Origin of the sequence: Paracoccus shanxieyensis (assembly GCF_009711265.1) — a bacterium.
Lineage (GTDB): Bacteria > Pseudomonadota > Alphaproteobacteria > Rhodobacterales > Rhodobacteraceae > Paracoccus > Paracoccus shanxieyensis.
This window is the reverse complement of record NZ_WMII01000008.1, coordinates 118,819-144,973: the sequence shown is the minus strand read 5'-3', so window position 1 is coordinate 144,973 and position 26,155 is coordinate 118,819. Positions and strand designations below refer to the sequence as shown.

Sequence of the window (26,155 nt, the reverse complement as noted above, 5' to 3'; positions counted from 1 at the left end):
TACCAGTGGAGCCTTGTCCATGGTCATCCTATGCTGTCCTAGACCAGAAAAGAGGCATTGTCATGGCCGAGGAACTTAAACTTGTCGAAGACGTCAATGTTCTGACCGCAAAGCTGGCGCAAGCCCGGCTGAGTGTCGAGCATCGCTTCGTCGGACAGCACGCGGTTGTCGAACAGGTCTTGGCCGCGATCCTGTCGGGCGGCCATGCGCTTCTGGTGGGTCAGCCCGGTCTGGGCAAGACCATGCTGGTCGATACGCTGTCGACCGTTCTTGGTCTGGACAGCGCCCGGGTGCAGTTCACCCCCGACCTGATGCCCGCCGATATTCTGGGATCCGAGGTGCTGGACGTGCTGCCCGATGGCACGCGCGCCTTCCGCTTCATTCAGGGGCCGGTTTTCACGCAGCTGCTGATGGCCGATGAAATCAACCGCGCCAGCCCGCGCACGCAATCGGCATTGCTGCAGGCCATGCAGGAGGCCGAGGTGACGATCGGCGGCGAACATCGACCGTTGGGCCGCCCGTTCCACGTCCTTGCGACCCAGAACCCCATCGAACAGGAAGGCACCTATCCGCTGCCCGAGGCGCAGCTTGACCGGTTCCTGTTGCAGATCGACGTGGATTATCCCGACCGCGACACCGAACGCGCGATCCTGCTGGCGACGACCGGCGTGGATCAGGGCGCGGCCCATGCCGTCTTCGACCCCGGTGGCCTGATCGCCGCGCAGGGGCTGATCCGCCGGATGCCGGTGGGCGACGGGGTGCTGAACGCCATTCTGGATCTGGTCCGCTCGGCCCGGCCCGGCGCGCCGGAAGCGCCGGGCTGGATCTCGGACGCGCTGGTCTGGGGGCCGGGGCCGCGCGCGGCGCAGGCGCTGACGCTGGTGGCGCGGGCCCGTGCAGCGCTGCACGGCCGCTTTGCCCCGACGCTGGACGACGTGCAGGCCATGGCCGCCCCCGTCCTGCGTCACCGCATGGCGCTGAGCTTTGCCGCGCGCGCGCGGGGCGAAACGGTCGAAGGCATCATCGCCCGCCTGCTGGGCGACCGGCTGCAGGCTGCCGCCGCGTGACGCCGCCACCCCCAACCTCCAGCGCAGGCCAGCTTCGCGCCGGGGCCGAGGCTGCCTCGGCCAGCCTTCCGGCGCTGATGCTGTCGGCCGAACGGCTGGCCGCCAGCCTGACGGTCGGCGCGCATGGCCAGCGCCGTGCCGGCACCGGAGAGGATTTCTGGCAATACCGTCCCGCCACGCAGGGCGACACGGCGCGCAATATCGACTGGCGCCGCTCGGGGCGGTCGGACGGGCAATTCGTGCGCGACAGCGAGGCGCAGGTGGCGCAATCCGCGGTGATCTGGGTCTCGGGCGCGGCGGGGATGCAGTTCACGGGCGGGCCGGATCGCAGCAGCAAGCGCGACCGCGCCGATCTGCTGGCGCTGGCCCTGTCGCTGGCGCTGCTGGCCGGGGGCGAGCGGGTGGCCATTGCGGGCAATCCCCCGCGTCCGGGCCGCGTGCAGGCCGACCGTATCGCGGAAACGCTGGTGCGCCGCGTGGCGCTGACCACCGATGAGGACGCGCCGCCGGTGGACAGCATGCGCCCCAATCAGCGCATCATCCTGATCGACGATTTTCTGGGCGATCCCGCGCCGGTGCTGGCCTGTCTGAACCGCGCGGCGGGCATGGGTGTGCAGGGCGCGCTGTTGCAGGTGCTGGACCCGACCGAGGAAAGCTTTCCCTTTGGCGGTGCGGTCCTTTTCCGCTCGGCCAGCGGGGCGCTGAGCCATGACACCCGCGATGCCGCCGGGCTGCGCGACGCCTATCTGGCGCGGCTGGCCGAACGGCGCCAGATGCTGACGCAGGCCGCGCAGGTCGCGGGCTGGCATTTCGGCACGCATGACACCGCCCAGCAGCCATCGCAGGCGCTGACATGGCTGTGGACGGTGCTGGAGGGCTGATGCTGGTCCTTGGTCCCCTTGGTTTTCTGGCCCCCTGGCTTCTGATCGCGCTGGCGGCGCTGCCGGTGCTGTGGCTGATCCTGCGCGCCATGCCGCCATCGCCGAAACTGGTGCGCTTTCCCGGCACGCGGCTGCTGCTGGGGCTGCGCGACCCGCAGCCGGTGGCCCAGCATACGCCGTGGTGGCTGCTGCTGCTGCGGGTGTTGGCGATTGCCGCGCTGATTCTGGCCTTTGCCGGGCCGATCTGGAAACCCGCGCCGCAGCAACAAGGCGATGCGCCCTTGCTGATCGTGATGGATGCGGGCTGGACGGCGGCCTCGGACTGGCCGCAGCGGCAGGCCCGCGCCCTGCGCGCCTTGGGGCAGGCGCAATCGGCAGGCCAGCCCGCCGCCCTGCTGCTGGCCGATGGCACATCCGAAGGCGCGCTGGCCTTTCAGGCCGCAGGCGATCTGGAGGCACAATTGCGCGGCATGGTCCCCGCCGCATGGGAGACCCGTTATCCCCAAGATCCTGCCGCGACGCTGGCGCAGGCCCCGAACCGGCTGGCGGTGCTTTGGCTCAGCGACGGGCTGGACCATCCCGGACGCGGCGCGCTGCAATCGGCCTTGGCCGCGCGCGGGCAGGTGACGGTCGTGCCGCCCGCCAGCGCGCGCATGTCGCTGGAACTGGTCGCGGGGGATCAGCCTTCATTGCGGCTGCGTTCGACCGGGCAGGGCGTGCCGCCGCAGGTGTTGGCCATCGGGTTGGATCCGCAGGGCGCGCCGCGCGAACTGGCGCGGCTGAGCGCAGGCGATCCGGTCACCGATGCGGGCATCGCCGCGCGGCCCGTGCCGATCGACCTGCCTTCGGAGCTGCGCAACCGCATCGCCCGCTTTGAAATCGAGGGGCAGGCCAGCGCCGGGGCCGTGGTGCTGGCCGATGACAGCGTGCGCCGCCGCAAGGTCGCGCTGGTCGGGCAGGACAGCACCAGCGAAGGCCAGCGGCTGCTGTCGCCGCTGCATTACCTGCGCCGTTCACTGGCACCGCGCGCCGATCTGATCGAGGGCGGGCTGGGTGATGTGCTGCAGGCATCGCCCGATGTGATCGTGCTGGCCGATCAGGTCGGCCTGCCGGAAACCGAGGCGTTGCAGGATTGGGTCGATCAGGGCGGGCTGTTGATCCGCTTTGCCGGGCCGCGCATGGCTGCCGACGAATATCTGGGGCAAGAGCCGCTTTTGCCGGTGCGGCTGCGCGCGGGCGGGCGCGACATCGGCGGGGCGCTGAGCTGGGGCGAGGCGCGTGGGCTGCGGCCCTTCCCGGCGGATGGGCCATTCGCCGGGCTGACCGTGCCGCAGGATGCCACGGTGCGCGCGCAGCTTCTGGCCGAACCCTCGCCCGATCTGGCGGCGCGGACCTTGGCGCAGCTCAGCGATGGCACGCCCCTGGTCACGCGCGCGCCGTTGGGGCAGGGCCAGATCGTGCTGTTTCACACCACCGCCAATGCCGAATGGTCGGATCTGGCGCTGTCGGGCCTGTTCGTGCAGATGCTGGACCGCCTTGTCGCCACCGCCCGCGCCAGCGCCGAAACCCCCGAGACGCAGGCCAGCGACGACGACACCTTCTGGACCCCGGTTCAGGTGCTGGACGGCTTCGGCCGCGTATCCGAGCCAAAAGACCCCGTGCCGGTCGCCGCCGCCGATTTCGCGCGCGGCCCCGCGCCCGGCGCGCCGGCGGGGCTGTATCGTTCCGGCGAACGCAGTGCTGCGCTGAATGCCGGCGGGCCGATGGCCGTGGCCAACTGGCCCGGCGCGGTGATCGAGGATGCGGCGCAATCGCCCGGCACGGATCTGCGCGGCTGGCTGATCGCGCTGGCTGCCGCCTTGTTCGCGCTGGATGCGCTTGGCAGCGCATGGCTGGCGCGGGGCCGCAGCCGCAGCTCCAAGGGGGTCACCGCATGAGGGTCGCATTCATCCTTGTCGCAGCCACGGCGCTGGCGATGGCCCTGCTGGGCGGCGGCCCGGCGCAGGCGCAGGATCCCGATCCTCGGCTGATCGAGGCCGCCGACGATGTGGCGCTGGCCTATGTCGTGACCGGCGATGCCGAGGTCGACCGCGCATCCGAAGCCGGTCTGCGCGGCGTGTCGCGCACGTTGACGGAACGCACCACGGTCGAGCCCGGCGCGCCCATCGGCATCCGGCTTGACGATGACGACCTGTCGCTGCTGACCTTTCTGTACTGGCCGGTGACCGACAGCCAGCCCGCGCCGACGCCGCAGGCCTATGTGAAGCTGAACCATTTTCTGCGCTCGGGTGGGGTGATCCTGTTTGACACGCGCGACGGCGATATCGCGGGGCTGGGCGGGCCGGACGGCGCGGCGGCGCTGCAACGGCTGGCCGCGCCTTTGGACATTCCGCCGCTGGCCCCGATCCCGCCCGATCATGTGCTGACCCGCAGCTATTACCTGCTGGACGATTTCCCCGGCCGCTATCAGGGCCGCGAGGTCTGGGCCGAAGCCCCCCCCGCCGGGGCCGAGGCCGCTGACGGCGTGCCGTTCCGCAATCTGAACGACGGGGTGTCTCCGGTCATCATCGGCGGCAATTCATGGGCCGAGGCTTGGGCCATCGACGATAACGGCATGCCGCTTTACAGCATGGGCGTGGGCTTCGAGGGCGACCGCCAGCGCGAGATGGCGAACCGCTTTGGCGTCAACCTGATCATGTATGTGCTGACCGGGAACTATAAATCCGATCAGGTCCATGTGCCCGCGCTGCTGGACCGGCTGCGGTCCGAGGAGGTGGTGCGATGACGGGCATCGGCTTCGATCCGCTGCTGCCATGGCCGGTGGTCGCGGCGGTGGCGCTGCTGGCGGCGCTGGTGGCGGCGTGGTCGCTGTGGCGGGGCCTGCGCGGCTGGGGCCTGCGCGGTCTGGCCGGGCTGGCGGCGGCGGCCGCGCTGGCCGGTCCCGCGCTGGAGACCGGCATCCGCAACAAGCTGTCCGACATCGTGCTGCTGCTGGATGACCGCAGCGCCAGCCAAAGCCTGCCAGGGCGCAGCGCCCAGACCGATGCGGCGCTGGACGATCTGAACCGGCAACTGACCGCGCTGCCCGATACCGAGGTGCGGCGCATCACCGTGGGCGACGATCCCGACGGCTCGCGCCTTGGCACGGCCATCGGCAAGGCGCTGGCGGCGGAACCCGCGAACCGCGTGGCGGGCGTCATCGCGCTGACCGACGGGCTGGCGCATGACGCGCCGCAAGTGCCCAAGACCGCGCCCGCGCCGGTGCATGTGCTGCTGACCGGGCAGGACAGCGACTGGGACCGCAGGCTGGTGATCGAGGAAGCCCCGGCTTACGGCCTGATCGACAAGCCCGTGACCATCCGCCTGCGCATCGAGGATCAGGGCGCGGTTCCGGCGGATGTGGCCCAGGCTCCGGCGCGGTTGCAGGTCAGCATCGACGGCGAACAGGCGCGGGTGCTGGACCTGCCGCCCGGCGTGACGCTGGATCTGCCGGTCGTGCCGAAACATGCGGGCCAGAACGTCGTCTCGATCGGCTTTGACGCGCCGCAATCTGCGGTGCCGGAACTGACCGACCGCAACAATGCCGCCGCGATCCAGATCCAGGGCGTGCGGGACCGGCTGCGGGTGCTGCTGGTCTCGGGTGAGCCGCATGCCGGGGAACGCACCTGGCGCAACCTGCTGAAATCGGATGCGAATGTGGACCTGATCCATTTCACCATCCTGCGGCCACCGGACAAGATGGATGCGGTCCCGGTCAATGAGATGTCGCTGATCGCCTTTCCGACGCAGGAGCTGTTCATGGAACGGATCCGCGATTTCGACCTGATCATCTTCGACCGCTACAAGGTGCGTGGCATCCTGATGCCGCAATATTACGACAATATCCGCCGCTATGTCGAACAGGGCGGGGCGGTGCTGGTCTCGGCCGGTCCCGAGATGTCGACCGTCGAAAGCCTGAACCTGTCGCCCTTGGGCACAATCATGCCCGCGCGTCCGACGGGGCGGATCTATAACCAGCCCTTCCTGCCCGAACTGACCGACGAAGGCCGGCGCCACCCCGTGACCGCGGGCCTGACCGGCGCGCCGGTCGAGGGCAGCGACGACCACTGGGGCCGCTGGCTGCGCATGTCGCAGGTGCTGCCCTCGCCCCGCGCGCAGGTGGTGATGACCGGAGTCGATGACGAACCGCTGCTGATCCTTGACCGCGTGGGCGAGGGGCGGGTGGCCATGCTGACCTCGGATCAGGTCTGGCTGTGGGGGCGCGGCTTCGAGGGCGGCGGACCTCAGCTTGAGCTGCTGCGCCGCATCGCGCATTGGTCGATGAAGGAACCCGACCTTGAGGAAGAGGCGCTGACCGCCGATGTCTCGGGCGATCTGACGGTGACGATCACGCGCCGCACCATGGCCGAAGACGCGCCGCCGGTGCGGATCACGCGCCCGGATGGCGAAACCGAGACCGTCGATCTGACCGAGGCCGGGCCGGGGCGCTTCACCGCGCGCTGGACGGCGCCCGGCGCGGGGCTGTACCGGCTGAGCGATGGCGATATCGACCGGGTGCTGGCCCTTGGTCCCGCAGCGCCGCGCGAATTTGAACAGACCGTGGCATCCGGCGATGTGCTGGGCCCCTTGGCCCAAGCGACGCAGGGCGCGGTCCTGAAGCTTGCCGATGGCATCCCCAGCCTGCGCACGGTGCGCGAAGGCCGCCCGGCGCATGGGCAGGGCGTCGGCGGCGACTGGATCGCCATCACGCCGCGCGACGCGGCCTCGACCAGCGGGATCACGCACAGGCCGCTTCTGCCGGGCTGGGCATGGCTGCTGCTGGTCGCGGGGCTTGCCGTGGCGGGCTGGCTGGCCGAGGGACGGGGCCGCTTTCGCCGCGCGTGAACTTGCCAAGCCCGCGACGCGTTGCTAGGCAAATGAAAACATTATCCCGAGGACCGCATGGCCGCCGACGAGACGACCTATATTCCGCCGACCGAAGTCGATCTGGCCACGATCAAGACGATCCTGCCGCATCGCTATCCCTTCCTTCTGGTGGACAAGGTGCGCGACATCGTGCCGCTGAAAAGCTGCGTCGGCGTCAAGAACGTCACCTCGAACGAGCCGCATTTCGAGGGGCATTTCCCGCAGGAACCGGTGATGCCGGGCGTGCTGATCATCGAGGCCATGGCGCAATCGGCGGCGGTGCTGGTGGGCGTCAGCCTTGATCTGGCGGGCAAGGGCATGGGCACCTATTTCATGTCCATCGACAAATGCCGCTTTCGCCGCAAGGTCGTGCCGGGCGATGTGCTGGAACTGCACATGACCACGCTGCGCGGCGGCGGCAAGGTGTGGAAATTCGAGGGCCGCGCCATGGTCAACGGCGAAATCGCCGCCGAGGCCGAGGTGATGGCCATGCTCAACCGTGGCGACCAGGGGTAAACCCATGATCCATCCGACCGCCGTCATCGATCCGGCCGCCCAGATCGGCGCAGGATGCGAGATCGGCCCGTTCTGCGTCATCGGCCCCGAGGTCCGGCTGGGCCGGGGGGTGGTGCTGAAATCGCATGTCGTGCTGGCAGGCGATACCGATATCGGCGACGAGACGCAGATCTTTCCCTTCGCCTCGGTCGGTGAGGCGCCGCAGGACCGCAAGTTCAGCGGCGAAAAGACCAGGCTGGTGATTGGCGCGCGCAACCGCATCCGCGAACATGTGACGATCAACCCCGGCACCGCAGGCGGCGGCGGCATCACCCGCATCGGCGATGACGGGCTGTTTCTGGCGGGCAGCCACGTCGCGCATGACTGTCAGGTCGGCAACCGCGTCACCATCGTGAACCACGCCGCCATTGCCGGGCATTGCGTGATCGAGGATGATGTGACCATCGGCGGTCTTGCGGGCGTGCATCAATTCGTGCGCATCGGCCGTGGCGCGATGATCGGGGCGCTGACCATGGTGACGGCGGATGTGATCCCCTTCGGCATGGTGCATGGCCCGCGCGGGCATCTGGACGGGCTGAACGTCGTGGGCCTGCGCCGTCGCGGCGCATCGCGCGACGAGATTCATGCGCTGCGCGACATGCTGCACAGGCTGGCTGAAGGCAGCTTCCGCGAAACCGCACGCGACATGGCCCAAGCCGAACATCCCGGCATGGTGCGCGAGGTCCTGGAGTTTATCCTCGGCCCCTCGGAACGCAGCTTTCTGGCGCCGCAGTCATGACCCGCATCGCCCTGATCGCAGGCGAGGGGCTTCTGCCCCCCGCCATCGCCGCCGCTTTGGACGATCCGCTGATCTATGCGCTGGATCACCTGCATCCGCAGGTTCAGGCCAAGCCGTTCCGGCTGGAACGCCTCGTGCCGTTTCTGGACGAGCTGACCGATCAGGGCGTGACGCAGGTGGTCTTTGCCGGTGCGATCCGTCGCCCGCGCATCGACCCCGAACTGTTCGACAGCCGCACCATGGCAATCGTGCCGCGTATCCTGATGGGGATGCAATCGGGCGACGACGCGGCGCTGCGCGCCGTGCTGGATGTGTTCGAGGAAGCGGATCTTTCGGTCGTCTCGGTTGATCAGATCCTGCCCGAACTTGTCCCCGGCGAGGGCATCCTTGCCGGCCAACCCGGTCCGCGTGACATGAAGGATGCCGAGCGCGCCGCGCAGATCGTGCAAGGACTGGGCGCGCTGGACATCGGGCAGGGCGCCGTGGTGGCCCAGGGCCTTTGCCTCGCCGTCGAAGCCTTGCCCGGAACGCAGGCCATGCTGGAATTCGCGGCAGCCCATGCCGGGCTGAAGCCCGATCCGAACGGACCCAAGGGCCTGCTCTACAAGGCGCCGAAGCCCGATCAGGACCGCCGCATCGACTTGCCGACCATCGGCCCCGACACCGTGCGTCAGGTCGCCGCCGCCGGTCTGGGCGGCATCGTGTGGCAGGCAGGCAGCGTCATCTTGCTGCAACGCGAGGCAGCGATAGAAATGGCCAAGACCGCAGGGATTTTCCTGTGGGCTAGGTCGTAGATGAGTATTTAAGGAACAGAGAAGCGCAATCCGTCTTCTCTGTTCCTTAAATACTCAAATCCGACGCAGCCGCTGGAGCAGGTCCATGAAATATTTCCTGATCGCAGGCGAACCCTCGGGCGACAATCTGGGCGGCCCGTTGATGGAGGGGCTGAGGTCGCTGGACCGCGAGGCCGTGTTCCTGGGGGTTGGCGGCCCGGCCATGTCTGCGCAGGGCTTGGAGAGCCTGTTTCCGATGGAGGAACTGTCGGTCATGGGCATCGTCGAGATCTTGCCCAAATACCGCCAGCTCAAGGCCCGGATCCGTCAGACAGCGCTGGCTGTGGCCGAGGCGCAGCCCGATGTGCTGATCACCATCGACAGTCCCGATTTCTGTCTGCGTGTCGCGCGTCAGGTCCGTGAGTTGATGCCGGGTCTCAAGACGGTGCATTACGTCGCGCCTTCGGTCTGGGCATGGCGTCCAGGACGGGCGAAGAAGATGGCGCAGGTCATCGACCACGTTCTGGCCTTGCTGCCCTTCGAGCCGGATTACATGCGCGCCGCCGGGATGAGTTGCGATTTCGTCGGCCATCCCATCGTGGCGCAGCCGGTGGCGGGGGTGGGCGAGGCTGCGGCGTTTCGCGAGGCTCATGGCATCTCGGCCGATACGCCGCTGGTGCTGTGTCTGCCCGGATCGCGGCGGGGCGAGGTGGCGCGTCTTGGACCAAGGTTCGACGAGGCGTTGATGCAGCTTCGCGACCGGGTGCCGGAGATCCGCGTGGTCATCCCGACGGTGCGCGGTGTGGCGCAGCTTGTGCGGGACATGACCAGACGCTGGCCCTCGGCGCCGATCGTCGTCGAGGCGGCCGAGGACCGGCGCGCGGCCTTTGCTGCGGCCGATCTGGCCCTGGCGGCATCCGGCACGGTCAGTCTGGATCTGGCGGCGAATGATGTGCCCATGGTCATCGGCTATGATGTCGCGCCGCTCAGCCGGATGATCATCGGGATGCTGCTGAAAACCGATACCGTGACGCTGGTCAATCTGGTCAGCGAAACGCGCAGCGTGCCCGAATTCATCGGGCGCAAATGTCAGCCGGGGCCGATGGCGCAGGCGCTGCTGCATCTGATCGAGGATCCGGCGGCGCGTCAGGCCCAGCATGATGCGATGGACCTGACGATGGTGCGTCTTGGCCGCGGCGGCGAGGCTCCGGGCCTGCGCGCCGCGCGCTCGGTTCTGGGGGCGATTACGCCGCAGCCACCACGATGATTTCGACCTTATAATCGGGCGTTGCCAGTTTCGATTCGCCGGTCGCGCGGGCAGGGGTATGGCCCTGCGGCACCCATTGATCCCAGACCGCGTTCATTTCGGCGAAGGTCGACATATCGGCCAGCCAGATCTGCACCGACAGGATGCGGGTCTTGTCCGAACCGCATTCGGCCAGCAGGCGGTCCACCTCGGCCAAGGCGCCTTGCGTCTGTTCGGTGACCGATGCGCCGGGGGCGGCGATCTGACCCGCCAGATAGATGGTGCCGTTATGGATGACGGCTTCGCTCATGCGGGGGCCTGTGCCGATGCGGCTGATCTCGGACATGTCTGTGATCCTTTCGGGTTGCCGGCAGTGCAGAAGCGGATGCCGGGATGACAGTGACCTCATGCCAAAGCCTGCGGCGTGGATCAATGGCTGGCGACGCTGCGGCTGCCGCGAATCGCGAAGACGGGGGCGCATTGGTCCGGGTCTGGCCGGGTTGCGGGCAGGGTCTTTGGGGGCGGGGCATTCCGGGTGCCTGCCGAGGCGGCGGTCGATCAGCGGGGTATCCGACTTCTGCGTCAGGCACTTGGGCGTAACATCTCAGGTGTCGGAGAAAGGTTTCGGCGCAGCCATGCCTGAGGACTGTTCGCGCAACAGGATGCACCCGGCAGTGGGGGAGCCGCCGGGCGCCTTGTTTCTGATGGGGGACATCGCCCCTGCACGCTAACCGCTATCTGCTACAGTAACGTGACGCCGTGGGCCGCAAGGCTGGGCTCGGCACCGGGCGAGCTTGACGTAACGCACCGATTGTTCAGGTCCGAAGCGGATGAGACAAGCGCGCTGGTGATTCCAGTCGAGCCGACCAAGAAGCCGTGTACGCGATTTGCACGGATCTTTCCCGAATTTCGCGGTATGTCTGCGCAAGCCTTTGCAAACACCGTCGCGCCGTGGATCAAGGCGAACGCTTACCCCATTGATCTATAAATGAAAAATGGTGCTGTGAGAGAGGATTGAACTCTCGACCTCACCCTTACCAAGGGTGTGCTCTACCACTGAGCTACCACAGCATCGTGGAGGGGCGTTTAGACAAACCGCACGGGGGGCGCAAGGGGGATCGTCGGAAAAAAATACGCAAGACGCCGCGCCGCCCGATGGCAGCGCCCGCTGGACGCAAGGCGGCGCAGGGGTTAACAGGTCGAATATGACCAAGGGACCAAGCAGATCGGATGCGGCAGGTGACCGCGAAGCCCGCCTGAAGGCGGCGCTACGGGCCAATCTGGTCCGCCGAAAGGCGCAGGGCCGCGCCCGAGATGCGCAGCACCCCAAGGATGACGAGCAGCAAGGGCACAGCGTCTCGACAGAAGACCGCAGTCCGGGGAACGAGGAATAGATGGATCAGATCATCGTAAGGGGGAACGGGCCGCTTCACGGCGAAATCCCGATCGCCGGCGCCAAGAATGCCTGCCTGACACTTATGCCCGCCACGCTGCTGACGGATCAGCCGCTGACGCTGACCAATGCGCCACGGCTGTCCGACATCCGCACCATGACGGCGCTGCTGCAATCGCTGGGCGCCGAGGTGGCATCGCTGAACGACGGCACGGTGCTGGCGCTGTCCAGTCACGGGCTGGATAATCACACCGCTGATTATGACATCGTGCGCAAGATGCGGGCCTCGATCCTGGTGCTGGGGCCGATGCTGGCGCGCGACGGTCATGCCATCGTGTCACTGCCGGGCGGCTGTGCGATCGGCGCGCGTCCGGTCGATCTGCATCTGAAGGCGCTTGAGGCGATGGGGGCCGAACTGGACCTGCGCGACGGCTATGTCCATGCCAAGGCGGCGGGCGGGCTGAAGGGCGCGGTCATCGACTTCCCGGTCGTCTCGGTGGGGGCCACGGAAAACGCGCTGATGGCGGCGACGCTGGCCCGCGGCACGACCGTGCTGAAGAACGCCGCGCGTGAACCCGAGATCGTCGATCTGGCGCAATGTCTGCGCCGCATGGGCGCGCAGATCGAGGGCGAGGGAAGCTCGACCATCACCATTCAGGGCGTGCAGGCGCTTGGGGGCGCGACCCATCCCGTCGTCACCGACCGGATCGAGCTTGGCACCTATATGCTGGCCCCCGCGATCTGCGGCGGCGAGGTCGAGTTGCTGGGCGGTCGCATCGACCTGCTGGCGGCCTTTTGCGAAAAGCTGGATCAGGCGGGGGTGTCGGTCACGGAAACCGCGCGCGGTCTGAAAGTCGCGCGCAAGAATGGCCGCATCCGCGCCGTCGATGTGGTGACAGAGCCGTTCCCCGGCTTCCCCACGGATCTGCAGGCACAGATGATGGCGTTGCTGTGCACGGCCGAAGGCACCTCGGTGCTGGAGGAGACCATCTTTGAAAACCGCTTCATGCACGCCCCCGAACTGGCCCGCATGGGCGCGCGGATCGAGGTGCATGGCGGTCACGCCACCGTCCATGGCGTCGCCAAGATGCGCGGCGCGCCAGTCATGGCCACAGACCTGCGCGCCTCGGTCAGCCTGATCCTTGCCGGTCTTGCCGCCGAGGGCGAAACCATTGTCAGCCGCGTCTATCACCTTGATCGTGGCTACGAAAAGGTCGTGCGCAAGCTGCGCGGCGTGGGCGCTGATATCGAACGCATCAAGGAGCCAGCCGATGCCTGACGCACGCTTCACCGACGCCGATCCCGCGCCGCTGGCGCTGATGGCGGGCGATCCCGAAGACCTGACCGTGATTTCCACGCTGGCCCAGGATTCGGTGCTGCCGGTGACCGAGATTTCCTATGACATGCGCCATCGTCAGCTTGCGCTGCTGCTGAACCGCTTTCGCTGGGAAGACGCCGCCTCGGCCCAGCGGGAAGAACGCCCCTATGAGCGGGTGCGCTCGGTCCTGCTGATTTCGGATGTGCAGAGGGTGCAAAGCGACGGCATCGACCGCAGCGACAATGACCTGATCCTTGAGCTGCTGGCCCTGCGCTGGCAACCGGGCGAGGATGGGACCGGCCAGCTGATGCTGGAATTTGCCGGGGATGGCACGCTGGTCGTTCATGCCGAATGCCTGAACGTCGAACTGCGGGATGTGACCCGCCCCTATATCGCGCCCTCGCGCCGTGCGCCGGGCCATGCCGATGTCTGAAAGCCGGTGTCGGACGGCGGGCTGAACCGGGCGCGCCGTTGCGTCCGGCACGATACGCGACCTTGAGGGCGCTTGAGCCGCTTTGTCGCAGCCGCTAACAAGGGCGGGACATACGAAAGCGTGACCATGCCCATCTTCCTGAATACCGCCCAGCCCGATTTCGACCAGCGTTTCGACGACATGCTGCATATGAAGCGTGAGGATGCGGCGGATGTGAACGATGCCGTGGCCACGATCATCGCCGATGTGCGCGCGCGGGGCGATGCGGCTGTCCGTGATCTGACCAAGCGTTTCGACCGGCTGGACCTGTCGGGCGGTCTGGCCTTCAGCGCCGATGAGATCGCGGCAGAAACCGCCAAGGTCTCGGCCGAGGATCGTGCCGCGCTGGCGCAGGCCGCCAACCGCATCCGCGCCTATCACGCCCGCCAGATGCCCGAGGATATGCGCTGGACCGACCCCGAAGGCGCGACGCTGGGCTGGCGCTGGACGCCGGTTTCGGCGGCCGGGCTGTATGTGCCGGGCGGGCAGGCCAGCTATCCGTCCTCGGTGTTGATGAACGCGATCCCGGCCCGTGTGGCAGGGGTCGAGCGGCTGGTGATCTGCGTGCCGACCCCCGATGGCGTAGTCAATCCGCTGGTGCTGCTGGCCGCCGAACTGGCCGGCGTCGATGAGATTTACCGCATCGGCGGCGCACAGGCGATTGCCGCCATGGCTTACGGCACGGGCACCATCCGCCCCGTCGACAAGATCACCGGGCCGGGCAATGCCTATGTCGCCGCCGCCAAGCGCCACGTCTTTGGCCGCGTCGGCATCGACATGATCGCCGGCCCGTCCGAGGTGCTGGTGATTGCGCAGGGCGTGCAGAACCCCGAATGGCTGGCACTGGATCTGCTGGCGCAAGCCGAACACGATGCCGACGCGCAATCCATCCTGATTTCCCCCGATGAGGCGCTGGCCAAGGCTGTCGTGGCCGAGGTCGAACGCCTGTTGCCGACGCTGCCGCGTGCCGCTGTCGCCGGGGCAAGCTGGCGCGATTATGGCACGGTCATCGTCACCCGCGATCTGGACGAGGCGGCGGCGCTGTCGGACCGCATCGCGCCCGAACATCTTGAGCTTTGCGTCGACGATCCCGATGCGCTGGCGCAAAAGACCCGGCACGCGGGCGCGATTTTTCTGGGCGGCTGGACGCCCGAGGCGGCGGGCGATTACGTCAGCGGTCCGAATCACGTGCTGCCGACCGCGCGCTCGGCCCGGTTCTCGTCGGGGCTGTCGGTAATGGATTTCCTGAAACGCACGACGATCTCGAAGCTCAGCCCGCAGGCGCTGGCAGCCATTGGCCCGGCGGCGGTACGGCTGGCCGCCTCCGAGGGGCTGTCGGCGCATGGGCTGTCGGTCTCGGCACGGCTGGAGACGCTGAACGGAGGTGCGGGATGACCACTGAGCTTGACCGGCTGATCCGCATCGAGATCGACGAAAGCGCGCTGCCGCCGCCATCGCCCGAGATGGAACAGGACCGCCGCGTCGCCGTTTTCGACCTGCTGGAGGATAACAGCTTCCGGCTTCCGGGCCGCGACGGGCAGGACGCCCCCAACGGTCCCTATGCGCTGGTGCTGGGGATGCGCGACAAGCGGCTGGTCTTTGACATTTCCACCGAAGCCGATGAAAAGGTGGCGGAATTTCATCTGTCGATGGGGCCGTTCCGCCAGACGGTCAAGGATTACTTCCAGATCTGCGCCAGCTATTTCGATGCCGTGAAGCGGCTGCCGCCCGCCCAGATCGAGGCCATCGACATGGCCCGGCGCGGTATCCACAACGAAGGCGCGCGCACCTTGCAGGAACGGCTCGAGGGCAAGGCGATCATCGACATCGACACCGCGCGCCGCCTTTTCACCCTGATCTGCGCCCTGATTCCGGAGTGATCCTTGAGCGGACCGATCCCCAGTTCGGTGCTGTTTTGCTGCGATCATAACGCGATCCGCTCGCCCATGGCCGAGGGGATGATGAAGAAATTCTACGGCCGCAGCGCCTATGTGCAATCGGCGGGCGTCAAGAACGACATGGAGATCGACGGCTTCGCCATCGCGGTCTGCAACGAAATCGGGGTGGAACTGTCCAAGCACCGCTCGCGGTCCTTCGATGAGATGAAGGAATGGGGCGACGATCTGGGCAGCTTCGATCTGATCGTGGCGCTGTCGCCCGCCAGCCAACGGCAAGCCCTTGAATTGACAAGGATCGCGCATCTGGATGTGGAATATTGGCCGATCATGGACCCGTCCGGTCTGGCCGAGGGGCGCGAGGCGAAGCTGGCGCTGTATCGCCAGATTCGCGACCAGATCCGCGACCGGCTGCTGGAGCGTTTCGGCCCGCCCACACAGTCGTGAAGCGGCGCTAACCGAATCTTAGGGGATATGTCCTAGATCTTTCGTCAGACCCGAACGGAGTTTGCGGATGACGGATTTTCTTCTGATGGCCCATGGTCTGGACCATGCGATGCGCGCGCTTCAGACCCATCGCGCCGTGCTGGCGCTTGATCCGGTCGGGCGCATCGCCGCGATCAACCAATGCTATCTGCGGTTGACCGGGTTTTCCCGCGATGAGCTGCTCAATCGTCCGGTCTGGTCGCTCTTGGATCTGGGCGAACGCTGTGCCGGTCGGCTGAACGATCTGCTGTCCGCGCCGCAAGGCGGCGAGGCGCATGTGCCGGAACTGGCGCATCTGTCGAAATCGGGTCGCCGCTTCCGGGTCGATGCGCGCGTCTTCGCGGTCCGCGATGAGGTCGGGGGCGCGTGCCTCTGCCTGATCTTTGCCCGCCCCGAGGATGCGGGCAGCCTGATCGACATGCGCGATGGCTTCGGCCGCAAGGCGCAGGTCATCGACGGATCCGCATTCGAGGTCGAAGCACCGCCCGTCCAGCGCAGGCGCTTCGACCATTGATCCGGGCTGCGGCCCTAGACCACCACCGCCGCGCCTTCGGTCGCGCGTCCGACATGGGCGCGGAAGGCGCGGAACAGCTCGCGGCCCATGCCCTCGGACGAGGCGTCGGGATCATGCGTGGCGGGCGTGCGGGCGTCGAAATCGGCGGCCAGGCATTCCAGCGTGCCGGCCACGGCGTCCAGCCGAATGATGTCGCCATCCTGCACCCGGGCCAGCGGGCCACCATCCGCCGCCTCGGGCGACAGGTGGATCGCCGCCGGAACCTTGCCCGAGGCGCCCGACATGCGGCCATCCGTCACCAGCGCGACGCGCAGGCCCCGGTCCTGCAACACGGCCAGCGTGGGCGTCAGCGAATGCAGTTCCGGCATTCCGTTGGCCTGCGGGCCCTGAAACCGCACCACGACGATGGTATCGCCGGTGAATTCGCCGCGCTTGAAGGCGGCCTTGACCTCTTCCTGATCGGCAAAGACGCGGGCAGGGGCCTCGATGATGTGGCGCTCCGGCGCGACGGCCGAGACCTTGATGACACCGCGCCCCAGATTGCCCGCCAGCTGCTTCAGCCCGCCGGTCGGTGCGAACGGGTCGGTGACGGGGCGCAGGATCTTGTCGTTCAGCGTGTCCTGCGCGCCCTGCATCCAATGCACCGTGCCACCGCGCAGTTGCGGCTCTTGTGCATAAAGCCCCAGCCCGCCGCCCGCGATGGTGCGCACGTCTTCGTGCAAAAGCCCCGCATCCAGCAGCTTGGCGATCATGTAGCCCAGCCCGCCTGCGGCATGGAAATGGTTCACATCGGCCAGCCCGTTGGGATAGACCCGTGCCATCAGCGGCACGCTTTCCGACAGGTCGTGGAAATCCTCAAGATCCAGCAGCACGCCCGCCGCCCGCGCCATCGCGGGCAGGTGGATGATCAGGTTCGTCGACCCGCCCGTGGCCATCAGCCCGACGATGCCGTTGACGAAGGCGCGCTCGTCCAGCACCTCGCCCGCGGGCAGGTAATCATTGCCCAGCCGGGTGATGGCTGCGGCGCGCTGCACGGCGGCGACGGTCAGCGCATCGCGCAGCGGCGTGTTGGGGTTCACGAAGCTGGAGCCGGGCAGGTGCAGGCCCATGAATTCCATCAGCATCTGATTGGTGTTGGCCGTGCCGTAAAAGGTGCAGGTCCCCGGTGCGTGATAGCTGGCCATTTCAGCGGCCATCAGCGCCTCGCGCCCGATCTCGCCGGTGGCGAATTGCTGGCGGACCTTGGATTTTTCGTCATTGGGCAGGCCCGACGGCATCGGTCCCGCCGGCACGAAGACCGCGGGGATATGGCCGAACGTGCCTGCGGCGATGATCAGCCCCGGCACGATCTTGTCGCAGACGCCCAGATACATCGCCGCATCGAACACGTCATGCGACAGCGCCACGCCCGAGGCCAGCGCGATGACATCGCGCGAAAACAGCGACAACTCCATCCCGGCGCGGCCTTGCGTCACGCCGTCGCACATCGCAGGGACGCCGCCCGCGACCTGCGCGGTGGCACCGGCCGCATGGGCGGCGCTGCGGATCAGATCGGGGTAACGCTCATAGGGCTGGTGCGCCGACAGCATGTCGTTGAAGGCGGTGACGATGCCGATATTGGGCTTGCGCGTTTCGGCCATGTCCTGCTTGTCGGGCATCGCGGCATAGGCATGGGCCTGATTGCCGCAGGACAGATGCGCCCGGCGCGGCCCGCCCTCGGCGGCGCGGGCGATCTTTTTCAGATAGGCCGCGCGGCTGTTCAGGGATCGTTCGCGGATCCGGTCGGTAACGCGGTCGATGGTGGCGTGCATGGTCATGGCTGGCAACCTCCTGCCCGTGATATAATCAGTTAGCGATAACGGCACAACCGCCCTGCTCTTGCCGGGCGCGGCGGGGCGTGGCAATCCTCGGGTCAATCCCAATGAGGCCCCGATGACTGACCTTCCGACGATCCGCCTGCGCCCGAAATCCAAACCCCAGGCCATCCGTCATGGGTTCCCCTGGGTCTTTGCCGACGAATTGGTGACCGACCGCCGCACCCGCGCCATCGCGCCCGGCAGCTTCGCCCTGCTGGAGGATGCCGAGCGCGCGCCCTTGGGCATCGTCACCCTGAACAACGAATCCCGCATCATCGCCCGGATGATGGATGCCGATCCCGCCGCGATCATCGACCGCGCCTGGATCGCCGAGCGGCTGGCGCGCGCGCTGGCCATGCGGGCGCGGATCTATGACCAGCCCTTCTATCGCCTGATCCATGCCGAGGCCGACGGCCTGCCCGGCGTCATCATCGACCGGTTCGGCGATGCCGCCGTGATCCAGCCGAACGCCGCATGGGCTGAACGGATGGTGGCTGACATCGCCGCCGCCCTGCGCGACGTGGCGGGAGTCTCGACCGTGATCCTGAACGGGCAGGGCCGGGCGCGCGGCCTTGAGGGGCTGGGCGAGCGGATGGAAATCCTGTCCGGCAGCATGGATGCGCCGGTGCAGGTGCCGATGAATGGCGCGATCTATCTGGCCGATCTGATGGGCGGGCAAAAGACCGGGCTGTTCTTCGATCAGCGGCCCAATCACGCCTTTGCGCAGCGGCTGGCACAGGGCGCGCGCGTGCTGGACGTGTTCAGCCATGTCGGCGGCTTTGGCCTTGCGGCGCTGGCGGCGGGGGCTGTGCAGGCGACCTGCGTGGACGGCTCGGCCGCCGCGCTGGAACTGGCGCAGGGCGGCGCGCGGGCCATGGGCGCGGCGGACCGGCTGGTCACGCGGCAGGGCGACGCCTTCGCCCAGCTTGAGGCCATGGCGAGCGAGGGCGCAGAATTCGATGTGGTGATCTGCGATCCGCCCGCCTTCGCGCCGTCGAAACCCGCGCTTGAGGCGGGTCTGCGCGCCTATGAACGTGTGGCGAAGCTGGCCGCGCCGCTGGTCGCGCCGGGCGGCTATCTGGGCCTGTGTTCGTGCAGTCATGCCGCCGATCTGACGGCCTTCCGCAATGCCAGCGCACGCGGCATCGGGCGCGGCGGACGGCGGATGCAGCTTCTGCATACCGGGCAGGCCGGGCCCGATCACCCCGTGCTGCCGCAACTGGCCGAGTCGGGCTATCTGAAGGCGCTGTTTTTCCGGCTGGACGGATGACGGTGGTTCTGGACGCCTGCGTTCTTTACCCGACCGTGCTGCGCGAAATCCTGACCGATTGTGCCGAAGCCGGGCTGTTCCAGCCCGTCTGGTCGCAGCGCATCCTTGATGAATGGCGCCATGCCGCCGACCGGCAGGGCCTGTCGGCCGGGGTGGAAATCGCGCTGCTGACCGCCCGCTTTCCGCAGGCCCTTGCCCAAGGCGCGGGCGGAGCCGAGGGGCTGGATCTGCCCGATCCCGCCGACCGGCATGTCGTGGAAACCGCGCTGGCCTCGGGGGCAAAGGCAATTGTTACCGCCAATCTGCGCGACTTTCCCGCCCGCGCGCTGGCGGCGGTGGGGTTGGCTGCTGTTCACCCCGACGAATTCCTGCGCGATCTGTATCTGAAAACGCCGGACCCGGTGCTGAACGCCGTCGCCGCCACCCAGACGCGTGCCCGCGATGCGGGCGGCGCGATCCCGCGCAAGGAATTGATGCGCCGCGCGCGCCTTCCGCGTCTTGCCAAGGCCATCGAACGGTTCGACAACGCCGGGGTTGCACCCGGTCGCGGTTCGGGTGAGGGTCGCCCTTAAGGAAGGTCTCGGTTGATGTTATCGCTAACAACAGGTAATCGCCCACGCAGCGATGAGGAGGGCTTGATGGTTTCGCGCATCATTCCGGTCGAGGATTTCGATCTTGTCATCTTCGGTGCGACGGGCGATCTGGCGCATCGCAAGATCCTGCCGGGGCTGTATCGCCGTTTCGTGGCGGGCCAGATCCCGGAAACGGCGCAGATCATCGGCGCGGCCCGCACAAAGCAGGACGATCAGGCCTTCCGGGCCGAGGCCGAAGCCGCGATCCGCAAATTCGCCGGCAAGGGCGATGATCTCAGCCAGCTTGCGCAATTCCTGCAGCATCTGGCCTATGTCGCCATTGACGCGCGCGGCACCGATGGCTGGGACGATCTGAAGACCCGCATCCGTCCCGGCGTCGTCCATGCCTTCTATTTCTCGGTCGCCCCCGCGCTCTTTGGCGACATTGCCGAGCGGCTGGCCGGGCACGGGATCGCCGATGCCGACAGCCGCATCGTGGTGGAAAAGCCCTTTGGCCGCGATCTGGCGACGGCGCGCGCGCTGAACCAGACGCTGGCCCGGCATTTCGCGGAAAACCAGATCTATCGGATCGACCATTATCTGGGCAAGGAAACCGTCCAGAACCTGATGGCCGTGCGCTTTGCCAATATGCTGTTCGAGCCGCTGTGGAACTGGCAATATGTCGATCACGTCCAGATCACCGTCGCCGAAACCGTGGGCGTGGGCGGGCGCGGCGAATATTACGATCAGTCGGGCGCCATGCGCGACATGGTGCAGAACCACCTGATGCAGCTTTTGTGCCTGATCGCGATGGAGCCGCCCTATCACTTCGATCCCGATGCCGTGCGCGATGAAAAGCTGAAGGTCATCCGCGCGCTGGAACCGCTGGAGCCGGGCGATATCGTGCGCGGCCAGTATCAGCCCGAAGGCGCCGAGCCGGGCTATCTGGAGGATGCCGGCAATCCGCAATCGCGCACCGAAAGCTTCGTGGCGCTGAAGGTCCGCATCGCCAACTGGCGCTGGACCGGCACGCCCTTCTATCTGCGCACCGGCAAGAAGCTGCGCGCGCGGACCAGCGAAATCGTCGTGACCTTCAAGGCCCCGCCGCATTCGATCTTTGATGAGGCCGATGGCCCGCGCTCGAACCAGCTTGTCATCAAGCTGCAACCGAACGAGGGCATGGATCTGACCGTGATGATCAAGGAACCCGGCCCCGGCGGCATGCGTCTGGTGCAGGTGCCCCTGGACATGAGCTTTGCCGACGCGCTGGGTGCGGACGGGACCGACATGCCCGATGCCTATGAACGGCTGATCATGGATGTGATCCGCGGCAACCAGACGCTGTTCATGCGCGGCGATGAGGTCGAGGCCGCATGGGCATGGACCGATCCGGTGATCGCAAGCTGGGAGGCGGGCTCGAAACGGCCCGAACCCTATGACCCCGGCACCAGCGGCCCGGATGAGGCGCTGCGCCTGCTGCATCGTGACAATCGCCGTTGGAGGGAGATCAGGCCATGACCCTGGAATTCGTCGAATATCCCGACCGAGAGCTGATGGCGCTGTCGCTGGCCAGCAAGCTGGCCGGTCAACTGGCCCAGCATCTGCGCACCAATGACCGCGCCAGCTTCTGCGTGCCCGGCGGCTCGACGCCCGCGCCGGTGTTCAACTCGCTGTCGGGCAGCGAGCTGGACTGGTCGCGCGTCACGGTGTTTCTGAACGACGAACGCTGGGTGGACCGCGATCACAACCGCTCGAACACGCGGCTGCTGCATCGCCATCTGCTGACCGGCAAGGCCGAGGCGGCGCAGTATATCGACCTTTATACCGGCGACGCCGAACCCGAAGCCGCGACCGAGGGCCTGTCCCAGCGCATCCGCGACCAGCTTCCCATCACCGTTCTGCTGCTGGGCATGGGCAATGACATGCACACCGCCAGCCTGTTTCCCGGCGCGCCGGAAACCGCGCTGGCTTTGGCCTCGGATGCGCCGCTGGTCATGGCCGTGCGCGGCCAAAGCGATGAGCCGCGCATCACCCTGACCGCGCCCGCGCTGCAAAAAGCCATCAACACCCATCTGATGATTACCGGCGCCGAAAAGCGCGAAGCCTTGGAACGTGCCCAGACGCTCGAGGCCAAGGACGCGCCGATCCGCGCCTTTCTGGGCGATATTACCGTGCATTGGGCAGAGTGACCGAACATGACCGACATCTGGAACCGACTGGCCGAACACCGCCGCGCGCAGGGCGATCTGCGCATTCAGGCGCTGTTTGACGCCGATCCGAACCGGGCCGCGGCCTTCTCGACTCAGGCGGACGGACTGGTTCTGGACTGGTCCAAGACCGCGATCGACGCCGCCGCCCGCGCGCTGCTGGTCGATCTGGCCGCCCCCGTGGCCGCGCGGCGCGATGCCATGTTCGCGGGCGAACGCATCAATGAGACCGAGGACCGCGCCGTCCTGCACACCGCGCTGCGCAATATGGACGGCTCGGTCATGGTCGATGGCCGCGACGTGATGCCCGAGGTGCGCGACACCCATGCCCGGATGCGCGATTTCGCGACCCGCGTGCGCGATGGCAGCTTTGCGGGCAAGGGCGGCAAGATCACCGATGTCATCAATATCGGCATCGGCGGCTCGGATCTGGGGCCTGCCATGGCGGTGCGCGCGCTGCAGCCCTGTCATGACGGCCCGCGCGTGCATTTCGTCTCGAATGTCGATGGCGCGGACATCGCCGATACGCTGCAAGGGCTGGATCCGGCGACGACGCTGGTGATCGTGGCCTCGAAGACCTTCACCACCATCGAGACGATGACCAATGCCGCCACCGCCCGCGACTGGATGGCGCAGACGCTGACGACGCCCGCCGCGCAATTCGCGGCGCTGTCCTCGGCGCAGGGCAAGACGGCGCAATGGGGCATCGATGCCGACCGCGTCTTTGGCTTCGAGGATTGGGTCGGCGGCCGCTATTCCATGTGGGGACCGATCGGCCTGTCGCTGATGATCGCCATCGGCCCGGACGATTTCGACCAGTTCCTTGCCGGCGGCCTTGCGATGGACCGGCATTTCCGCAGCGCACCCGCCGACCGGAACATGCCCATCCTTCTTGCGCTGGTGGGCATCTGGCACCACCAGATCTGCGGCTATGGGACGAGGGCGGTGCTGCCCTATGACAACCGCCTTGCCCGTCTGCCCGCCTATCTGCAACAGCTTGAGATGGAATCGAATGGCAAGCGCGTGGCGATGGATGGCAGCGATCTGACGCTGCCCTCGGGGCCGGTGATCTGGGGTGAGCCGGGCACGAATGGCCAGCACGCCTTCTATCAGCTGATCCATCAGGGCACGTCGATCATCCCCTGCGAGTTCATGATCGCCGCCCGCGGCCACGAACCCGATCTGGCCCATCACCACCGGCTGCTGATCGCCAATTGCCTCGCCCAGTCCGAAGCCCTGCTGCGCGGCCGCCCGCTGTCCGAGGCCCGTGCGCTGATGGCGGAAAAGGGCCTGACCGACCCCGAGCTGGACCGTCAGGCCCGCCACCGCGTCTTTCCCGGCAACCGCCCCTCGACGACGCTGGTCATGCCGGAACTCACGCCCTTCACGCTGGGCCAGATCGTCGCCCTCTATGAACATCGCGTCTTCGTGGAAGGCGCGATCCTCGGCATCAACAGCTTCGATCAATGGGGCGTGGAACTGGGCAAGGAACTGGCGCTGAAAGTCGCCCCGCTGCTGGACGGCGAGCCATCGCCCGACCACGACCCCTCGACCCTGCATCTGGCACAGCTTTTGCGACAGATGCAGGGCTGATCTCTTCTTCGTTCTGCAAATACTCATCTCGCCGCCGTGCCACCCGCCCGGCGGCGAAAATTTTTCTTGTCCGTTGCAACCGCAAATCCTTCCCCTAGGCTCAGCCCGACAGCACGAGGAGGAGGAGACCAGATGTCCGACAATTGGGGTTTCGATACGGCCGCCATCCACGCGGGCGCCGCGCCCGATCCGGCGACCGGGGCGCGACAGGTGCCGATCTATCAGACAACGGCCTATGTGTTTCAGGATGCCGCCCATGCTGCGCGGCTGTTCGGGCTGCAAGAGGTCGGCTATATCTATTCGCGGCTGACCAATCCGACTGTCGCGGCCCTGCAGACGCGCATCGCCGCATTGGAAGGCGGCGCCGGGGCGGTCTGCTGCTCGTCAGGCCATGCGGCGCAGATCATGGCACTGTTTCCGCTGATGGGGCCGGGCCGGAATATCATCGCCTCGACAAGGCTTTACGGCGGAACCATCACGCAGTTCAGCCAGACGATCCGGCGGTTCGGCTGGGGCGTGAAATTCGTCGATCTGGACGATCTGGACGCGCTGCGGGCGGCGGCGGATGACGACACCCGCGCCATTTTCTGCGAATCGATCAGCAATCCCGGCGGCTATGTCACCGATATTCCGGCGGTGGCGCAGGTGGCCGACCAGCTTGGCCTGCCGCTGATCGTCGACAATACGCTGGCCACGCCATGGCTGTGCAAACCGATCCAGATGGGCGCGACGCTGGTGGTGCACAGCCTGACGAAATACCTGACCGGCAATGGCACGGTGACGGGCGGCGTCGTGGTGGATTCGGGGCGCTTCGACTGGTCGGCCTCGGACAAGTTTCCCAGCCTCTCGCAGCCCGAACCCGCCTATCACGGCCTGAAATTCCACGAGAGTTTCGGCAATCTGGCCTTTACCTTCCACGGCATTGCCATCGGTCTGCGCGATCTGGGCATGACGATGAACCCGCAGGCCGCGCATTACACGCTGATGGGCCTTGAAACGCTGGGCCTGCGCATGGCGCGCCATGTCGACAACGCCCAAAAGGTCGCCGAATGGCTGGAGGCTGACAGCCGCGTCACCTCGGTCACCTATGCGGGGCTGGCCTCATCGCCATGGAACGCCACGGCCAGCCGGGTCTATCCCAAGGGGGCGGGGGCGCTGTTCACCTTCGCGATCAAGGGCGGATACGATGCGGCGGTGAAACTGGTCGATCATCTGAAGCTGTTCAGCCATGTCGCCAATCTGGGCGATGCGCGGTCGCTGGTGATCCATTCGGCCTCGACCACACACAGCCAGTTGACCGAGGATCAGAAGATCGCCGCAGGGGCGGGGCCGGATGTCGTGCGCCTGTCCATCGGGATCGAGGATGCCGCCGACATCATCGCCGATCTGGATCAGGCGCTGGCCAAAGCCACGGCCTGAGCCCAAGCCATGCGCGGGTGCGGGCGGCAGATACGCTCTGCCGCCCGGCTTTTCGATCAGTTCCCGGCGGGCAGCATGTCATAGATGGCGGTGACCTGCGCCGAGACGCTCAGCTCGCCCGCCTCGATGGGGGTGGCGTCGGCCTTGGCTTCCGCGCGCATCGCCATCATCGGGCGCGGACCTTCGACCACCGGGCTGTCGCTCAGCGACCGCAATTCGCCCAGACGCATCCCGGCGGCTTCGGCCATCAACTCGGCGCGGCGGCGGGCATCCTTGACGGCCTCGGCGCGGGCCTGATCCTGCGCCTCATTCATATCTTCGCGCGAAAAGCTGATGCCGTTGATCTCATTCGCGCCGGTCGCGACCAGCTTGTCCAGCACCGTGCCCAGCCCGGCCAGATCGCGCACGCGGATGTTCACGGTGTTCTGCGCGGTATAGCCCACCAGCTGCGGCGCCTGACCGTCGGGATATTGCATCTTGGGCGACAGGTTCAGCCCCGAGGTCTGGATGTCGCGCGCCTCGATCCCTTCGGCTTTCAGCGCCTCGATCACCGCGCTTTGCCGCGTGGCATTCTGCGACATGGCTTCGGCGGCGGTCGTGGCCTCGGTGCTGACGCCCACGGTGATCTGCGCCAGATCCGGCTGGGCCGAGGACATGCCTTGCCCGGTCACGGTCAACTTGGCGTGATGCGGCATGGGACGATGTTCCTGATGGCCCGCAGGCGGCGGGGGCGGGTCGTTCGGCGCGGGCGCCTGTGCAAGGACGGGGGTGGCTGCCAATGCGGCCAGCGTGGCTGCCAGGGCGATGGACCTCGTGCGCGACATGCTCTGTCTCCATATTCTTGTGCGGCGCGCATCTGGCGCCGCAGGTCGTTGCGGTCTGCCAGCTATAACCCGGAAATTACCCATTGGACCCGTCACAAAGCGGTGTTTTGCTTTTCACGGGTCGCGTTCTGCGGTAGTTCATAGAGTAACCAAAAAAGAAGTCGCGCCCC

At 67.1% G+C, this 26,155-nt stretch carries 24 protein-coding genes and 1 tRNA gene; 21 read left to right on the top strand and 4 right to left on the bottom strand.

Going from position 1 to position 26,155, the window contains the following annotated elements; translation table 11 throughout:
- The first annotated feature begins 62 nt into the window (after positions 1 to 62).
- From GL284_RS10410 to lpxB, 9 genes are all read left to right on the top strand, one after another.
- Entirely contained in the window at positions 63 to 1,067 is a 1,005-nt protein-coding gene (locus tag GL284_RS10410) for an AAA family ATPase (protein ID WP_155044556.1), read from the top strand.
- The gene (locus GL284_RS10405; RefSeq protein WP_341870352.1) at positions 1,064 to 1,948 is read left to right on the top strand and encodes a DUF58 domain-containing protein; all 885 of its coding nucleotides are present in this window, start codon (positions 1,064 to 1,066) and stop codon (positions 1,946 to 1,948) included. The genes GL284_RS10410 and GL284_RS10405 overlap by 4 nt, the downstream gene beginning before the upstream one ends.
- Complete coding sequence (locus GL284_RS10400) at positions 1,921 to 3,885, top strand: BatA domain-containing protein (protein ID WP_341870351.1); 1,965 nt, start codon at positions 1,921 to 1,923, stop codon at positions 3,883 to 3,885. The genes GL284_RS10405 and GL284_RS10400 overlap by 28 nt, the downstream gene beginning before the upstream one ends.
- Positions 3,882 to 4,733, top strand: coding sequence for a DUF4159 domain-containing protein (locus tag GL284_RS21885; protein WP_341870350.1), 852 nt, complete (start codon positions 3,882 to 3,884; stop codon positions 4,731 to 4,733). Before GL284_RS10400 ends, GL284_RS21885 begins: the two co-directional genes overlap by 4 nt.
- Complete coding sequence (locus tag GL284_RS10395) at positions 4,730 to 6,832, top strand: hypothetical protein (RefSeq protein ID WP_155044555.1); 2,103 nt, start codon at positions 4,730 to 4,732, stop codon at positions 6,830 to 6,832. Before GL284_RS21885 ends, GL284_RS10395 begins: the two co-directional genes overlap by 4 nt.
- Positions 6,833 to 6,889: 57 nt before the next feature.
- The gene (gene fabZ, locus GL284_RS10390; protein WP_155044554.1) at positions 6,890 to 7,369 is read left to right on the top strand and encodes a 3-hydroxyacyl-ACP dehydratase FabZ; all 480 of its coding nucleotides are present in this window, start codon (positions 6,890 to 6,892) and stop codon (positions 7,367 to 7,369) included.
- 4 nt (positions 7,370 to 7,373) lie between these two features.
- Complete coding sequence (gene lpxA / locus GL284_RS10385) at positions 7,374 to 8,147, top strand: acyl-ACP--UDP-N-acetylglucosamine O-acyltransferase (RefSeq protein WP_155044553.1); 774 nt, start codon at positions 7,374 to 7,376, stop codon at positions 8,145 to 8,147.
- Positions 8,144 to 8,941, top strand: coding sequence for an LpxI family protein (locus GL284_RS10380; RefSeq protein ID WP_155044552.1), 798 nt, complete (start codon positions 8,144 to 8,146; stop codon positions 8,939 to 8,941). The genes lpxA and GL284_RS10380 overlap by 4 nt, the downstream gene beginning before the upstream one ends.
- A gap of 85 nt (positions 8,942 to 9,026) precedes the next feature.
- A complete protein-coding gene (gene lpxB, locus GL284_RS10375) occupies positions 9,027 to 10,187 on the top strand; it encodes a lipid-A-disaccharide synthase (protein ID WP_155044551.1) in 1,161 nt (386 codons plus the stop codon).
- On the opposite strand, the gene GL284_RS10370 is transcribed toward lpxB, so the two are convergent.
- Together GL284_RS10370 and GL284_RS10365 are read right to left on the bottom strand one after the other, a co-directional pair.
- Entirely contained in the window at positions 10,165 to 10,512 is a 348-nt protein-coding gene (locus tag GL284_RS10370) for a RidA family protein (protein ID WP_155044550.1), read from the bottom strand. The genes lpxB and GL284_RS10370 overlap by 23 nt on opposite strands.
- 650 nt (positions 10,513 to 11,162) lie before the next feature.
- Positions 11,163 to 11,237 (bottom strand) — tRNA-Thr (locus tag GL284_RS10365).
- 323 nt (positions 11,238 to 11,560) lie between these two features.
- On the opposite strand from GL284_RS10365, the gene murA reads away from it, so the two are divergent.
- The 6 genes from murA to GL284_RS10330 all read left to right on the top strand — a co-directional run bounded on the left by murA (position 11,561) and on the right by GL284_RS10330 (position 16,244).
- The gene (murA, locus tag GL284_RS10355; RefSeq protein WP_155044549.1) at positions 11,561 to 12,838 is read left to right on the top strand and encodes a UDP-N-acetylglucosamine 1-carboxyvinyltransferase; all 1,278 of its coding nucleotides are present in this window, start codon (positions 11,561 to 11,563) and stop codon (positions 12,836 to 12,838) included.
- Positions 12,831 to 13,310 (top strand): DUF2948 family protein, encoded by a 480-nt coding sequence (locus GL284_RS10350; protein WP_155044548.1) that lies wholly within the window; start codon positions 12,831 to 12,833, stop codon positions 13,308 to 13,310. Before murA ends, GL284_RS10350 begins: the two co-directional genes overlap by 8 nt.
- 126 nt (positions 13,311 to 13,436) lie before the next feature.
- On the top strand, positions 13,437 to 14,744 hold the full coding sequence (gene hisD, locus GL284_RS10345) for a histidinol dehydrogenase (protein ID WP_155044547.1): 1,308 nt from the start codon (positions 13,437 to 13,439) through the stop codon (positions 14,742 to 14,744).
- On the top strand, positions 14,741 to 15,229 hold the full coding sequence (locus tag GL284_RS10340; protein ID WP_155044546.1) for a UPF0262 family protein: 489 nt from the start codon (positions 14,741 to 14,743) through the stop codon (positions 15,227 to 15,229). The genes hisD and GL284_RS10340 overlap by 4 nt, the downstream gene beginning before the upstream one ends.
- A gap of 3 nt (positions 15,230 to 15,232) precedes the next feature.
- Complete coding sequence (locus GL284_RS10335) at positions 15,233 to 15,691, top strand: arsenate-mycothiol transferase ArsC (protein ID WP_155044545.1); 459 nt, start codon at positions 15,233 to 15,235, stop codon at positions 15,689 to 15,691.
- Positions 15,692 to 15,758: 67 nt separating this feature from the next.
- Complete coding sequence (locus tag GL284_RS10330) at positions 15,759 to 16,244, top strand: PAS domain-containing protein (RefSeq protein WP_155044544.1); 486 nt, start codon at positions 15,759 to 15,761, stop codon at positions 16,242 to 16,244.
- Between the two features lie 14 nt (positions 16,245 to 16,258).
- Here GL284_RS10330 and edd read toward each other — a convergent pair whose 3' ends face one another.
- Entirely contained in the window at positions 16,259 to 18,061 is a 1,803-nt protein-coding gene (edd, locus tag GL284_RS10325) for a phosphogluconate dehydratase (RefSeq protein ID WP_155044543.1), read from the bottom strand.
- A gap of 115 nt (positions 18,062 to 18,176) precedes the next feature.
- Between edd and GL284_RS10320 the strand changes: the two genes are divergently transcribed.
- The 6 genes from GL284_RS10320 (at position 18,177) to GL284_RS10295 (ending at position 25,161) form a co-directional block, all read left to right on the top strand.
- On the top strand, positions 18,177 to 19,370 hold the full coding sequence (locus GL284_RS10320) for an RSP_2647 family RNA methyltransferase (RefSeq protein WP_155044542.1): 1,194 nt from the start codon (positions 18,177 to 18,179) through the stop codon (positions 19,368 to 19,370).
- Positions 19,367 to 19,942 (top strand): RSP_2648 family PIN domain-containing protein, encoded by a 576-nt coding sequence (locus tag GL284_RS10315; RefSeq protein WP_155044541.1) that lies wholly within the window; start codon positions 19,367 to 19,369, stop codon positions 19,940 to 19,942. Before GL284_RS10320 ends, GL284_RS10315 begins: the two co-directional genes overlap by 4 nt.
- A gap of 66 nt (positions 19,943 to 20,008) precedes the next feature.
- Positions 20,009 to 21,460, top strand: a complete 1,452-nt coding sequence (zwf, locus tag GL284_RS10310; RefSeq protein ID WP_155044540.1) for a glucose-6-phosphate dehydrogenase — start codon at positions 20,009 to 20,011, stop codon at positions 21,458 to 21,460.
- Positions 21,461 to 21,462: 2 nt separating this feature from the next.
- A complete protein-coding gene (gene pgl, locus GL284_RS10305; RefSeq protein ID WP_196216759.1) occupies positions 21,463 to 22,131 on the top strand; it encodes a 6-phosphogluconolactonase in 669 nt (222 codons plus the stop codon).
- Positions 22,132 to 22,137: 6 nt separating this feature from the next.
- A complete protein-coding gene (gene pgi, locus GL284_RS10300) occupies positions 22,138 to 23,742 on the top strand; it encodes a glucose-6-phosphate isomerase (RefSeq protein WP_155044538.1) in 1,605 nt (534 codons plus the stop codon).
- Positions 23,743 to 23,874: 132 nt separating this feature from the next.
- A complete protein-coding gene (locus tag GL284_RS10295; protein WP_155044537.1) occupies positions 23,875 to 25,161 on the top strand; it encodes an O-acetylhomoserine aminocarboxypropyltransferase/cysteine synthase family protein in 1,287 nt (428 codons plus the stop codon).
- Between the two features lie 56 nt (positions 25,162 to 25,217).
- On the opposite strand, the gene GL284_RS10290 is transcribed toward GL284_RS10295, so the two are convergent.
- Positions 25,218 to 25,985: an SIMPL domain-containing protein gene (locus GL284_RS10290; protein WP_155044536.1), complete on the bottom strand. Its 768-nt coding sequence runs from the start codon at positions 25,983 to 25,985 to the stop codon at positions 25,218 to 25,220.
- Positions 25,986 to 26,155 lie beyond the last annotated feature (170 nt).

Bases quoted from the DNA above. Each gene is read 5' to 3' on its own strand.
- GL284_RS10370 (WP_155044550.1), bottom strand. From the start codon at position 10,512: ATGTCCGAGATCAGCCGCATCGGCACAGGCCCCCGCATGAGCGAAGCC.
- GL284_RS10295 (WP_155044537.1), top strand. From the start codon at position 23,875: ATGTCCGACAATTGGGGTTTCGATACGGCCGCCATCCACGCGGGCGCC.
- GL284_RS10380 (WP_155044552.1), top strand. From the start codon at position 8,144: ATGACCCGCATCGCCCTGATCGCAGGCGAGGGGCTTCTGCCCCCCGCC.
- hisD (WP_155044547.1), top strand. From the start codon at position 13,437: ATGCCCATCTTCCTGAATACCGCCCAGCCCGATTTCGACCAGCGTTTC.
- zwf (WP_155044540.1), top strand. From the start codon at position 20,009: ATGGTTTCGCGCATCATTCCGGTCGAGGATTTCGATCTTGTCATCTTC.
- GL284_RS10320 (WP_155044542.1), top strand. From the start codon at position 18,177: ATGACTGACCTTCCGACGATCCGCCTGCGCCCGAAATCCAAACCCCAG.
- lpxB (WP_155044551.1), top strand. From the start codon at position 9,027: ATGAAATATTTCCTGATCGCAGGCGAACCCTCGGGCGACAATCTGGGC.
- lpxA (WP_155044553.1), top strand. From the start codon at position 7,374: ATGATCCATCCGACCGCCGTCATCGATCCGGCCGCCCAGATCGGCGCA.
- GL284_RS10315 (WP_155044541.1), top strand. From the start codon at position 19,367: ATGACGGTGGTTCTGGACGCCTGCGTTCTTTACCCGACCGTGCTGCGC.
- GL284_RS10350 (WP_155044548.1), top strand. From the start codon at position 12,831: ATGCCTGACGCACGCTTCACCGACGCCGATCCCGCGCCGCTGGCGCTG.
- GL284_RS10330 (WP_155044544.1), top strand. From the start codon at position 15,759: ATGACGGATTTTCTTCTGATGGCCCATGGTCTGGACCATGCGATGCGC.
- GL284_RS10290 (WP_155044536.1), bottom strand. From the start codon at position 25,985: ATGTCGCGCACGAGGTCCATCGCCCTGGCAGCCACGCTGGCCGCATTG.
- fabZ (WP_155044554.1), top strand. From the start codon at position 6,890: ATGGCCGCCGACGAGACGACCTATATTCCGCCGACCGAAGTCGATCTG.
- GL284_RS10340 (WP_155044546.1), top strand. From the start codon at position 14,741: ATGACCACTGAGCTTGACCGGCTGATCCGCATCGAGATCGACGAAAGC.
- GL284_RS10400 (WP_341870351.1), top strand. From the start codon at position 1,921: ATGGCTGTGGACGGTGCTGGAGGGCTGATGCTGGTCCTTGGTCCCCTT.
- GL284_RS10395 (WP_155044555.1), top strand. From the start codon at position 4,730: ATGACGGGCATCGGCTTCGATCCGCTGCTGCCATGGCCGGTGGTCGCG.
- edd (WP_155044543.1), bottom strand. From the start codon at position 18,061: ATGACCATGCACGCCACCATCGACCGCGTTACCGACCGGATCCGCGAA.
- GL284_RS21885 (WP_341870350.1), top strand. From the start codon at position 3,882: ATGAGGGTCGCATTCATCCTTGTCGCAGCCACGGCGCTGGCGATGGCC.
- murA (WP_155044549.1), top strand. From the start codon at position 11,561: ATGGATCAGATCATCGTAAGGGGGAACGGGCCGCTTCACGGCGAAATC.
- pgi (WP_155044538.1), top strand. From the start codon at position 22,138: ATGACCGACATCTGGAACCGACTGGCCGAACACCGCCGCGCGCAGGGC.
- GL284_RS10410 (WP_155044556.1), top strand. From the start codon at position 63: ATGGCCGAGGAACTTAAACTTGTCGAAGACGTCAATGTTCTGACCGCA.